The 13,227-nt window shown below is 70.0% G+C and carries 6 protein-coding genes; 4 read left to right on the top strand and 2 right to left on the bottom strand.

From position 1 onward, the window contains the following. Positions 1–39 precede the first annotated feature (39 nt). Both WME76_RS26490 and WME76_RS26485 read left to right on the top strand, forming a co-directional pair. Complete coding sequence (locus WME76_RS26490; protein WP_437955063.1) at positions 40–1,590, top strand: hypothetical protein; 1,551 nt, start codon at positions 40–42, stop codon at positions 1,588–1,590. Between the two features lie 384 nt (positions 1,591–1,974). Further along, positions 1,975–3,558, top strand: coding sequence for a hypothetical protein (locus WME76_RS26485; RefSeq protein ID WP_437955062.1), 1,584 nt, complete (start codon positions 1,975–1,977; stop codon positions 3,556–3,558). A 43-nt stretch (positions 3,559–3,601) separates the two neighbouring features. Here the strand turns inward: WME76_RS26485 and WME76_RS26480 are convergent, their stop codons facing one another. After that, entirely contained in the window at positions 3,602–4,135 is a 534-nt protein-coding gene (locus WME76_RS26480; RefSeq protein WP_437955061.1) for a hypothetical protein, read from the bottom strand. A 490-nt stretch (positions 4,136–4,625) separates the two neighbouring features. Between WME76_RS26480 and WME76_RS26475 the strand changes: the two genes are divergently transcribed. Both WME76_RS26475 and WME76_RS26470 read left to right on the top strand, forming a co-directional pair. Beyond that, positions 4,626–9,488, top strand: a complete 4,863-nt coding sequence (locus WME76_RS26475; protein WP_437955060.1) for a hypothetical protein — start codon at positions 4,626–4,628, stop codon at positions 9,486–9,488. Positions 9,489–10,063: 575 nt separating this feature from the next. Then, entirely contained in the window at positions 10,064–11,137 is a 1,074-nt protein-coding gene (locus WME76_RS26470; RefSeq protein WP_437955059.1) for a protein kinase domain-containing protein, read from the top strand. A gap of 353 nt (positions 11,138–11,490) precedes the next feature. Here the strand turns inward: WME76_RS26470 and WME76_RS26465 are convergent, their stop codons facing one another. Further along, the gene (locus WME76_RS26465; protein ID WP_437955058.1) at positions 11,491–12,684 is read right to left on the bottom strand and encodes a glycosyltransferase; all 1,194 of its coding nucleotides are present in this window, start codon (positions 12,682–12,684) and stop codon (positions 11,491–11,493) included. Between the last annotated feature and the right edge of the window lie 543 nt (positions 12,685–13,227).

Here is a 13,227-nt window from a genome sequence, read left to right as displayed (position 1 = left end):
TCTGTCCCCGCATCGAGGGTCCCTCGACATGGAGGTCTCATGGGTCGACTGCGTTTCTCCTCCTCGCTCCTCCTCTTCGCGGGCGTCGCGGCGTCCAGCGCCGGCGTCACGGCGAGCTGCAGCGCGACGGGCGGGTTCAATCCGAGCGGAGGCGGCGAGCACGGGGCCGGGGAGGGGGGCGACGTCGGCCGCGGCGGGGCGGGCGCCATGGCCGGCGAGGGCGGCGCCCCGGGCGGGCTGGGCGGTCTCCTCGACATCGATGGCGGGCAGGAGCCGGCGGACGACGTGACGGTGAACCCGTGCGGGACCGCGTGCGGCGACGAGGAGCTGTGCACCGGCGCGCACCTCGGCCTCGACGACGACTGCAACGGCATGATCGACGAGACCTGCGCGTGCATCGCCGGCCAGGCGCACGCCTGCTTCCGCGGCGACCCGTCGTTCCGGAACAGCGAGGGGTGCTTCCCGGGCACCCAGCTCTGCGACGAGACGGGCACCTGGGGCCCCTGCGTCGGCGGCGTGCACGCCGACGAGGCCTGTTACGTGAACAGCTACGTCGCCTGCCACCCCATCCAGGCGCCGCCCTTCGCCGACGTCGACCTCAAGGAGGGCACCGGCATCTTCAGCGACGATGCGGTCGAGGGCTCCGAGCGGTGGACCGTGGCGTGCCCCGACGGCATCGACGCGTGCCCCGCCGTGAGCGGGGCGGACCCCGCGGACGATTTCAAGCCGCTTCAGTCGGGCGAGTACACCGTCACGTACACGAAGCGCGTCGCGAGCGGCGCGACCCAGCGCTGTCAGTACCCGCTGTTCGTCGGCGCCGGAGGCCTGCGCGTCGAGCTGGAGTGGGAGCACGACTTCGGCCGGGTCGATCTCGACCTGCACCTGCACAAGCCGAACAACACGCAGCCCTGGGCCACTGCGGGCTCTGCGTTCGACTGCGGCTGGCGCAACTGCACCATCAAGCAGCTCGCGTCCGGCCCGGACGGTTCGCCGCCCACATCGAACCTCCGCTGGTTCAGCGACAGCGCGACGCCGCCCGATCCGGTGAACTGGTTCCTCGATCCGGTGGACAGCAACAATACCTGCTTCTTCGCCCCCCGGGGCATGGGGAAGCTCTGGCGGGACAACGGCATGGGCTGCCACAACCCGCGGCTCGACCTCGATAACGCGAACTGCGACCTCACCAAGACCAGCCCCGACGACGAATATTTCTGCGCGCCCGAGAACGTCAACGTGGACTTCCCCCCGAAGGCCCAGTGGATGCGGGTCGGCGTTCACTACTATGGTCACGGCGGGGTGCCCCACGACATCCACCCGCGCATCAAGATCTTCTGCGACAGCGCCCTCGGGGGCGATCTCGGGCCCACCGGCTTCTACAGCCCCGAGCGGCCCGTCGCCTTCGCGCCCGGCGACGTCCGCGACCGGTTCTGGCTCGTCGCCGACGTCATCTTCCCCGAGCCCGACGAGTGCGGCCGGCAAACCTGCGTCGTCCAGCCTCTCTACGAGAACGCAGAAACGAAGACGCCGCTGCTCACCACGAAGGACCACGTCGAGGCGAACTTCGGTCCAGCCTACCCGCCGCTCCCCTGACCGCGGGCGCGGCGCCCCCCCCCGGCACGCCGCCGCGAATGAGTCTGTAGTGAATTGCCTGATGGTGATTCGCCTGACTCCACGCCTCCGGAGAGCGCGGTTCGCGGGCGCGCGGCTGTTCGTTATCGGCGGCGCCGGCCGTCAGCCGTGCTAGGGAGTTCTGCGTAGCACCCTGTTGAATCTGTAAATTCGTTCTGCCTCTTACCCGACGAAGGTGGAGGCGTGGTGTTCTGCCATCCCCGGTCGCGCGATCTCGCGCGAAAGCGCGCGTCGCGGGGCCGCGGCGTGTCGCCGCTTTGCTAGGCTACGGAGCGCTTCGCCGTGGCGCTGAGCGGAGGCGAGCCCGCTGCGACCCTGCGGCGAGTCCCCTCACGTGGAGGTATCATGTTTCGTCTTCATGTCCTGTCCGTGCTCCCCGTCGTGATCGCAGCCGCGGCGTCGAGCGCCGTCGTCGCGGCCGGCTGCAGCGCCGAGGGCAAGCGGTTTGATTTCGGCGATGCCACGGAGGGGAGCGGCTCCGGCGTGGGCGGCGCGGGAGGGCCCCGCGGCGGCTCGGGCGGCGCGAGCGTGGCGGGCGCCGCGCCCGAGGGGGACGACTCGGACTCGGACGGCTTCGGCGGCAACCTCATCATCGATGGAGGGGCGCCCGAGGAGACGCCCGACGTCGCGGTCAACCCGTGCGGGAGCGCCTGCGGCCCGGTGGAGCTGTGCGGCGTGGATGAGCTCGGCATCGACCACGACGGGCTGGACGACGACTGCAACGGCATGATCGACGAGACCTGCGCGTGCATCGCCGGCCAGGCGCACTCCTGCTTTCGCGGGGACCCGTCGTTCCGGCAGAGCCCCGGGTGCTTCCCCGGCACCCAGCTCTGCGACGAGACCGGCACGTGGGGGCCCTGCGTCGGCGGCGTGCACGCGGACCAGAACTGCCACCTGAACGACGCGGCGGGCTGCCATCCGATCCAGGCGGCGCCCTTCGCCACCGTCGATCTCAAGGAGGGGACCGGCACGTTCAGCGCGGATGCCGTCGAGGGCTCCGAGGCGTGGACGGTGACCTGCCCCGCGGGCGTGGACCCGTGCCCCTCGGTGGGCGGGACGGAACCGAAGGACGATTTCAAGCCGCTGCAGTCGGGCGAGTACACGGTCACGTACACGAAACAGGGGGCAGACGGTAAGAGCGCGACCTGCGCCTACCCGCTGTTCGTCGGCGCGCGCGGCCTCCGCGTCGAGCTCGAGTGGGAGCACGAGCCGTACAGCGTCGACCTGGATCTCTACCTCCACAAGCCGAACAACACGCAGCCCTGGAAGGTCGGCGGCTCGAACGTCGCGTGCGGCTACGGCAACTGCACGATCGACACCCTCACGGAGGACGACCCGGGCATCACCTGGTTCAGCGAGACGGCGACGCCGCCCGATCCGGTGAACTGGTACCTGGATCCCGAGGAGACGAACAACACCTGCTTCTACGCGCCCCGCAAGATGGGAGAGAAGTGGCGCCGCGACGGCAGAGGCTGCCATAACCCGCGGCTCGATCTCGACAACGTCTCCTGCGCTCAGGAGACGACCGATCCCGACGATCCGACGTTCTGCGCGCCGGAGAACATCAACGTCGATTTTCCGCCCAAGTCCGGGTGGATGCGGGTCGCCGTCCACTACTTCGGCGGCGAGGTGTCGTTCAACGTGCACCCGCGGATCAAGATCTTCTGCAACGGCGAGCTCGGGGCCGACCTCGGGCCCACCGGCTTCCACGACCCCGAGGAGCCGGTCACGTTCCTCCCGGAGGACTCGAGCGAGCGGTTCTGGCTCGTCGCCGACGTGGTGTTCCCCGACCCGGGCGAGTGCGGCAGCAACACGTGCATCGTCAGGCCGCTCTACGCGGACGAGACGACGAAGACGCCCGTCCTCGTGAACACCCGGACGGCCATCACGAGCTTCGGCCCGCCCTACCCCAGGCTGCCCTCGCCCTGACGGGCGGCGCAGGCCGGCGGCGTGACGGGCGGAAGAGCGCCCATCACGCCTCGACGCCGGCTCGCTTGAGGAAGGCGAGCGCCGGCCCGAGCGCGTAGGCGGGCGCCTTGCCGAGGCGCAGCTGCTCCCCGGTCGAGAGGTGCAGGAGCAGCCACCGCGGCGCGAGGCCCGGCTCGTCGACCTCGACGTCCAGCTCCGGCGGGGTCGAGACGCGGGCGATCGCCTCCACTGGAAAATTCCGCCGGAAGCCGCGGCCTTCCTGGACGATCTCGGCGCGCTCGAAGTCGAGGCGGAAGCGCCCGTGGAAGCGGCGGCGACGGCGGACGAAGAGCAGCGCGGCGGTGGCTCCCGCGGTCCATGTCGCGGCGATGAAGACGATGGGGAAGGGAGCTGCCCGGGCGGCGACGATGCCCACGATGATGAGCGAGGCGGTCAGGGCGAAGGCGGCGACGCGGCGCACGGCGAGGTCGAGGGTGTCGCCGGGGCAGTCGCAGACGAGCACGGTGGGGCCGTGCGCCAGGATGGTGCCGTCGGCGTTCGAGAGCAGGACGTCTCCTTCAGGTTCGGCTTCAGGCACTGCGTTCCTCCCGATGGGGTGAGGGGGTCGATACCGCAAATCCGGGGGGAGAGGCCGCTCCTGTCGTCGGAGGCGGAGCGGAGCTCGGGACGGAGCGAACGGAACGCGAGGGGAGGGAGAAGCGCTCGCCGGGGGCCTACCGTGGCTCATGTGGTAAAGCGGTCCTCGAGCACGGCGACTGCCGATGTCGATGGGGCGCGCGGGGGCGCCACGACCTGGGCAAATGGGGGTGGGGCGTCAGTCTGCTAACGCTTCGTGGCGCGGCGCGGTCGACCGGTGACGTGGGAGCAGGACGCAAGAGACCGCAAGCGCAGCGGATCTGGCGGGGGAAATAGCGATTGGCGGCGGTGGCATGCGATGTGCCGCTGTCACGGGGGCGAGCTGAGACGCCGTTCGCACGGGGGACGGTCTTCACGGGAGATCGCATGGGGACGCCGAGGTTCTCATGCGGGCATGCGCGCTCGTGACCGCGTCAGGGGAGGACTCTGCGATGGGGTGGATTGTGAGACATGCAGGGCTCGCGGTGGCCGTCTGCCTGGCCGCGGGCTGCGCCGAGGAGCGGGCGGAGCTCAACCAGGTCCAGGCGAACGCGCTGGCGAAATCGTTCTTCGTCGGCGCCGATCTGCAGAGCAAGGAGGATGATCCGGAGTTCTGGGCGCGGACCACCGTGGTCGACGTGGGGTACGGGGCGTCGCAGGACGGGCTCTTCTCGTCCTCGTACGCGCAGGCGGACGTCGCGCGGATCAAGTGGGTCGTCCAGGAAGATCTCCTGATCGGACGGCTCACCTACGAGCGCGTGAGCGACACAGACGGGAAAGGGACCGGCGCCGCCACGGACGATGGAGTCGTGGCCGCGGCATACAAGATCCTCTCCCACTTCGACATACGGCGCGACTACAACCCGGCGACGGGGGAGGAGAGCAACGTCATCGTCGAAAACACGACCGACCGCCCCTGGTACGAGCGGGAGTATATGCGGGTCGACTGGTCGAAGAACCTGAACGTCGACTCGTACGACTTCGACACGCTGTCGCTCCTCGGCGTCTACGGCGGCGTGCAGTACGAGCCGCTCTCCTACACGATCAACGACCCGGGCCACCCGGACGCGCCGCATTTCGACCCCGAGGAGGGGTATTTCGACGTCACCAACAAGGCCTTCGCGGTGCCCCAGCTCATCGATCTGAGCCACCTCGGGTGGGGCGTGGACCGCTTCCCGGCCTGCATGCTCGACGCGGATTTCTCGGGCGGCACGGCGCCGGTCGGGTCCTGCAACCCGGTCGAGATCACGCTGAGGCAGTCGTTCCGCCGCGTCGTCGACCGGGACTACGAGCCGGCCGAGTGGGACGGATACCGGTTCCGGGCCTACGGGCCCTTCGTGCGCGAGCGCCTCGGCTACGCCCGCAACTACGGCATGAGCGACGCCAAATGGCACCGCATGATCAGCCGCTACAACCTGTGGGAGCGCAGCCACTACTACGCCGATCCCGAGGGCATGACGGGCGAGATCCCGTGCTTCACGCCGGAGACGACGCCGTTCGGCGCGGATCCGCACCGCGACGAGGACGGGAACGGGACCGAGGACGAATGCGAGGCGGTCACCGAGGCGACGATCGACGGAGACGGCGGCGAGGTGACGGTGGGGCCGGGCTCGCGGTGCGACACGTTCAAGCAGCGATGCACCTTGCCCTACCAGCGCAGGAAGGCCGTGCCGCAGCCGTGGTACGTGACGTCGAACAGCAACCCGGACTATTTCGACGCCACCGACTGGGCAGCCCACGAGTGGGACGTCGCCCTGCGCAGCGCCGTCGTCACGGCGAGGTACGTGGAGTGCGCCCGCACGACGGGCGACGCGGCGGGCTGCCGCGCGGCGTTCCCGGTCCACGACGGGCAGATGGACGACGACGCGGACGCCGTCGCGCTCGCGCGCGAGGTCGACGCGTGCCGGCGCGGCGAGGCGCGCGAGGGGCAGGACTGCGGCGCCGTCGCCGACGAGATCGGGGCGCGGCGCGGGTACGCGCCGGGCGTGGTGGCGCTCGCGAGGATGCCCGAGATGATCGTGGTGTGTCACAGCCCGGTCGAGGCGGCCGATCCGGAGGCGTGCGGCGGCCCGCGGCTCCCCGCGGGCGTGACGGCCAGGATGTGCGGCGAGGAGCGCGGCAAGGAGGCGGGGCGCGACGAGGCGCTGATGAGGGCGTGCGGCGAGGCGCTGACCGCGCGGATCGGCGACCTGCGCTACCACCAGATCAACAACTTCGAGGCGCCGCAGTCGCCCTCGGCCTGGGGCATCTACAGCGACGCGGAAGACCCGCTCACCGGCGAGAAGGTCGCGGCGAGCATCAATGTCTGGACGCACGTCAACGACATCTGGAGCCAGGGCGTCATCGACACGGCCCGCTACATCAAGGGAGAGCTCAAGACCGAGGACGTGACCGACGGCGACCACGTCCGGGACTGGGCCCAGGCGAGCGAGGGCGCGTCGAAGGGCGGCGCGCTGCCGCGGCTCACGCGGGAGGAGCTCACCCGGCGGATCACCCGGGCGGCCGGCGTGGACGGCGACGCGCCCGCGGGCGCCGGCCAGCTGGCGGGCGACCCAGGCCTGCGCGAGAGCCTGCGGCGGCTCGCGAAGGAGGTGCGCGGGATCGCCGCGGACGCGACGGCGCCGGACAGCACGCGCGCGATCTACGAGGCGCGCCGTCGGGCCGCGGCGGGCACCGAGCTCGAGGCCGAGCTCACGACGAAGCGGATGCAGGAGCTCACCGGCGTCGAGGGGCTGCCGCTCACGGACGAGGTGATGCGCTTCGCCTCGCCGCTCCGCGGGGCGAACCCGAGCGTGCAGCGCGACCTCAGGAACCTGAAGGAGGTCGCGCTGGCCGAGCGCGGGGCGTGCGTGATGCACGAGGCGCCGGCGCCGCTCGCGACGGCCAACCTGGCGGACATCCTCGAGGAGAAGTTCGCGGCCCAGCACGGGCGGTTCGGCGAGGGGGACGCCGGGCAGAAGGCGCGGCGCGCCGAGGCCATGCGGCGGTACCTCGCGCAGCGGGCCCACTACGCGGTGGTGCTCCACGAGATGGGCCACTCCGTCGGGCTGCGCCACAACTTCGTGAGCTCGTCGGACGCCTGGGGGTACCGGCCGCAGTACTGGCAGCTCCGCACGAACAACGGGCGGGTGAAGACGCTGTGCGAGACGCTCTCGGAGGACGGGGAGGCGTGCGTGGGTCCCCGCTATTTCGACCCGATGACCGAGAACGAGCGGAAGAACCTGCTCTGGATGTTCATGCACTCGTCGACCATGGATTACGCCGGCGAGCCCACGCAGGACCTCATCGGGCTCGGCGCCTACGACTTCGCCGCGGCCCGCATGTTCTACGGCGACGCTGTCGCCGTGCACGCGGACCCGAGCTACAAGGCGACCACCGCGCGCGGCAAGGGCATGCTCGCCAAGGTCGACGACTTCGGCGGCGTCCTCGGCTTCCAGCCGGAGCACGGCGACGACGACATCCATTATTCCGATCTGCAGAACAAATACGACCTGATCCTGCCGGACAGCTGCGTCGAGGTCGACCCGGGCGCGTACAGGCCATCGGACTGGAACGACGAGCGGGACGGCGTCTGGCACCCTGTCCTCGACGGCCAGATCGTGCCGATCGACGGCAAGTACACGCGGTGCCGGCAGCAGAAGGTCGACTACGTGGCGTGGCGCTCGCTGAAGACGGCGAAGGGCGCGAAGGGGCCCGCCGTGGACCCGGCGGGGCGCACCCGCGTGCCGTACGGCTTCGCGACGGATCGGTGGGCGGACCTCGGCAACCTGAGCGTGTACCGGCACGACAACGGCGCGGACGCCTACGAGCTGTTCAACTTCTTCATCACGCAGCAGGAGGTGAACCACATCTTCGACAACTACCGGCGCGGCCGGCAGGCCTTCAGCGTGCGCGTGGCCTCGGAGCGGACGCTGAACCGCTACAACGCGAAGATGCGCGACGGCGCGAAGGGCCTCGGGCTGCTCTCGAACGTCTACCGCGAGTTCGCGCTGGAGCGCGGCTACGACTTCGACACCCTCTGGGCCCAGGCCGCCGGCGACCTCTTCAAGGAGAACATCCTCGCGGCCGGGATCGCGTTCGATCACTTCGCGCTCCAGATGGCGCGCCCGCAGCCGGGGGAGCACTACCTGCCCAAGGGGGACACCGTCCTCCGGTCGGCGGTCGACGTCTTCGGCGGCGCCGGAGACACGCTGGTGGTCGTGCCGAACGGCGCGACAGGGTACTTCGGCGACATCGCCCTCGGCGGCAAGCCGCTCGAGAACGCGCTCGCGGAGGACAAGGGCGAGTTCGACTCGTCCTACACGATGAACGCCGGCTCCTATTACGACAAGGCGTGGGTCGCGATGCTCATGACCGAGTCGGTCGACAACTTCATCAGCGACTCGCGCCACGACTTCCTCGACGCGCGATACCGGGCGGTCTCGCTCGCCGACGTCTTCCCGGAAGGATACCGCCGCTGGCTGGCCAACAACCTCACGGGCGACGACGCCATCAAGGGCGTGCGCATCGAGGCGGACCAGAGCGGCAAGCCGATCAAGGACCCGAGCGGCTACCCGGCCAGGGCGCTGGGCTGGACGTCGTGGTGGAGCAAGAGCGGACCGGAGAGCTGCTTCCCCGGCGAGGGCAGCACCGTTTGCAGCGCCTACGGCGCGGTGGACAGCGCGCCGTGGAACCCGCGGGCGCCGGACAAGGTCGCCATCCTCGATCCGCAGATCGGCTGGGAGCAGCAGAAATTCCTCATCGCCTGGACCCTGCTCTATCTCCCCGAGAACCAGAAGCAGAAATGGCTCGATATGATGCACATCTGGGAGACCGGGGCAGACACCGATCCCGGGTTCACGGACCGGATCGAGCTCCACCACCCGTCCGGCAAGGTGTTCGTTGCCAAGACGTACGGGACAGAGGCGATCTTCGGCAAGGTCGTGCAGAAGGGCATCGGCGCGCGCATCCTGGAATACGGAAATGAGCTCCTGGCCAGGGCCTATGTCACGGAGCCGGGGCCGGACCTCGACGGCGACGGCAACGCGGACTGGCACACGGTGAAGCTGAGCCCGGAGAACCGGCAGCCGATCGTGCGGTGGGATCCGTCCATCGCCGCCATCGCGTCGGACGGCGAGGTCGATCGAGACGGCGTGCCCGGCTGCAAGGCAGACTCCGACGCAGACGACGACGACTACAGCGATTTCTACCAGTGCACGTGCTCGTCGAACCGCGCCTGCGTGGCGCTCGAGGGCTACGTCTCGGTGCCGGTGTTCATCCGGCAGGCGCTGTCGGCGTTCAAGCTGGGTGACCCGAGCATGCGGGGCATCCACTGAGCGCGAGACGGCGCGTGGCGGCGCGGCGCGGAGGACAGAGCCCGTCGCTCCTCCTCACACCCTGAGGTGCGAAGCGTCCTTCGCCGCACCGAGAACGCGAGGGCACCGGGCTCATCCCAGACAGAGCTGACGCCGTGTCGACGTTCCGGTGGCAACGTCGCGCGTGAGCCGACAAGGCGACGGCGGCGCGATGGTCGGGGCATCCTGCCGCAGGGAGGCAATTCGCCCCATGCGCTCGCCCCATGTCCCCGCGGGCGTCGAAGCGGGCCGGCGTGGCGCAGGTCTTGCTGAACTTTTCCATGAAATGACGTGCTGTTGGAGTTCGCCCGCCCCAGGCGTCAGCTGCGTCGGCGACGCGAGACGGGGGGCAGGTCGCGGTTCTGACGAGTTGCACCCTCAGCTTGCCATCGTGGAGCGCCGAGCCGGCCGTAGCGCCGATACCGGGACACCGGGAACGTAAAGAAGAGAGCCTTCTCTCGCGTCGCGAGCGCTGGAAGGTCGGTCGCCCGAGGGCATGGAAAGAGCCAGCAATGGACTTCGAGAATGGTACGCACGTCCAGAGAGCGAAGGCACGCGTGGGAACGGTGCTCAACGGCGCGTGGAGGCTGGATGCGCTGATCGGCCTCGGGGGGATGGCGGCCGTGTACGCGGCGACGCACCGCGCTGGCGCGCGGGTGGCGATCAAGCTGCTGCACCCCGAGCGGGCGCGGGACAAGGTCGATCGGGCGCGGTTCCTCCGGGAGAAGGCGATCGCGAACACCGTGAACCACCCCGGGATCGCCGCGGTGCTCGCGGACGACGTGACCGAGGACGGCGCGCCGTTCCTGGTGATGGATCTGCTCGAGGGGGAGACGCTGCTCCAGCGCTGGAAGGCGCAGAGGGGCCCGCTCCCGCCCGCCGAGGTGCTCTCGCTGAGCGCTCAGATCCTGGACGTGCTCGCGGCCGCGCACGAGAAGGGGGTGGTTCACCGGGATCTGAAGCCCGACAACATCTTCCTGACGCGCGATCGCGGGGTGAAGCTCCTCGATTTCGGCATCGCGCGCCTGCGGGTCCCCTCGGGGCAGACGTCGCTCGTGGGGCTGCGCGCGATGGGGACGCCGGCGTACATGCCGCCCGAGCAGGCGCGCGCGCGCTGGGACCTCGTCGATGCGCGGACGGACATCTGGGCGCTCGGCGCGACGATGTTCTCGCTGCTCACGAACCGGTACGTGCAGGAGGCGCCGACGGTCAACGAGCTCTTCTTCCTGAGGATGACCTGCCCGATCGCGTCGCTCGCGCGGGTCGAGCCGTCGATGCACCCGGCCGTGGTGCGGGTGGTGGACCGCGCGCTCGAGTTCGCGCAGGCGGATCGCTGGCCGGACGCGCGGTCGATGCAGTCGGCGGTGCGCGAGGCGCTGGCCCTGGTGGCGATCGCGCCGCCTCCGCCGCCGCCGAGGAGCACGCTGATGCCGCCGCCGCGGAGCACGCTGACGCCGCCGCCGCGGAGCACGCTGGCGCCGGCGAAGGAGATGCGCGAGCTCGGCCCGCTCGATGGTCGGCCGCCGTCGGGTCGCCCTCAGACGCGGCCCTCCCGGGCGCCGGGGCTCGCGGCGCCTAGCTCGCTCGCCACGATCCCGCGCGCGATCTCGACGATCCCCCGCGCGCCGTGAGGCGAGCGCCGGCGGCGACGGGCCGCGCCCGGGCGCCGCCGCGCGCCGGCCGCGGCCCTGGACCGGAGCGCCGATCAGCTTGAAACACCCAGGAATGAAGAGATTTGAACCACAGAGGGCACAGAGGAGAGAGAAGATAGAAGTTTCTTTGATTCTTCTCTTCCCTCTGTGCCCTCTGTGCCCTCTGTGCCTCTGTGGTTCGTTTTCTCGGAGTTTCAGCTGTCCGGCGTCCTGGCCTGGAGCGCCTGAAGCCGCAAGAGCGCGGAGGGCGCAGAGAACGGGTGCGTTCTCTGCGTCTTCCGCGCCCTCGCGGCTCCAGGTCGTCCGGGGCGCGCCGGGCGCGCTCGCGCGGGTTACGCGTTCAGTCCGGCGAGCAGCTCGCTCGGCCGCAGGACGGCGCGTCGATCCGACTCGCGCCGGGCGAGGAGCGCCTCGTAGATATCCATGTAGCTCGCCATCATGCGCTCGGCCGAGTAGCGCCCCAGCGCGAGCTTCCGCCCTCGCTTGCCCATCGCCGTCGCGCGCTCGGGATCCGCCTTGACGGTGGCGAGCTTCGCGGCGAGCGCGTCGACGTCGCCCGAGGGGACGAGGAAGCCCGTCTCGCCGTCGGCCACCAGGGCAGGGATGCCGCCCACGGCGGTCGAGATCACCGGCAGGCCGGTCGCCATCGCCTCGACCATCGAGAGCGGCAGACCCTCGGAGTTCGACGACAGGACGAAGACGTCGCTCGCAGAGAGGAGCTCCGGCACGTCGTGCCGCTCGCCGGCGAACACGACGCGATCGCTGATGCCGAGCTCCTCGGCGAGGGCCCGCAGCGGGGCGGCCTCCGGCCCGTCCCCGACGAGGAGGAGGCGCCCGTCGTCGCCCGACAGGACCCCTGCCGCCGCGGCCGCGCGGAGCAGGAGCGCGTGGTTCTTGACCTGCGACAGGCGGCCGACCGCCCCGGCGACCCACGCGCCCTGAGGAATGCCGAGCTCCGACCGGATGCGCGCCCGAGCCATCGAGTCGGGCCTGAACCGGGAGAGGTCGATTCCGTTCTGCACCACGTGCAGCTTCGAGCTCGGGACCTCCTTGTGCTTCAGCATGAAGTCGGCCGTCGATTGCGACACGGCCACGTGCGCGTCGGCGAGCTTGGCCGCCACGTGCCGCAGCCACGCCCTGCGGCCCTGATCGAACATCGCGCCATGCAGCGTGTGGCACACGGGCACGCGATGGAGCCGGCCCGCGGCCGTCGCATAGATGAGCGGTAGCTGGTTGTGCGAATGGACGATGGAGACACCATGCTTGGCGAAGAACGCCGCCAGCTTGCCGGGGAGCTTGAAGTCGAACCCAGGGCGCTTCGGGAGCATGTGGACCGCGACGCCGCGCGCCCGGAGCTGCTCCGCGCGCGGGCCGTCGGGGTTCATGTGGATGCCCACGACCATCACCTCATGCCCCGCCTCGCGCTGCAGCCCGGCCAGGTCCACGACGACTTGCTCGGCGCCTCCCACCTGAAAGGAGTTCAGCACGTGCGCGATCACCAGACGGTTCTGGCGCGCTCGGGTCATCGGTGCGTGTTCGCTGGTCTTCATAGCGTAATCGATCGTCATGGTTCCCCTCTAGGGTGCGCTCGGAGGCATGTGGTCTGACCTGAGAGAAACCCCTCCTTCGTGTTCTCGTCCCGAGGGGGAATTTACCACAGAGGCCAGGGGGCAAGGAGATTTCTCTGGGGCTCTCCTCGATATGCCTCTTACCTCTGGGTTGAAGTGAGGGGGTGCCTTCATGGGCCGGTCCGTTGACCACGTGGAGTGACGGCTGTGGCACATCGCGACAGATGTGACAAAGAGCGACCGCCAACGATGAACGCGCTGCGTCGTCTCGCGCGGAACAGTCGTCAGAGCGGCGAGATGTTCCGGTGAAAACAGCGCTGGACGCGCAATCTTTTCGGCAACGTGGAAGAGGCCAGTGTTCACGGGGTCACCGCCCGGGCTCCTTGCGAGAATCGTGCAAGCCGGGTCGCGGCCGGGGGCGACGCCTGCTTCGCCGTGCGCCCCAGGTGCGAAGGTTCTTACCTTGTGGGTGATGGTGTCGAAAAGGCGTACATTCTTCGG

Source organism: Sorangium sp. So ce119 (genome assembly GCF_051524405.1).
Taxonomy (GTDB): domain Bacteria; phylum Myxococcota_A; class Polyangia; order Polyangiales; family Polyangiaceae; genus Sorangium; species Sorangium cellulosum_G.
Note: the sequence above shows the minus strand (reverse complement) of the source record. Positions and strands in the feature narration are given on the sequence as shown.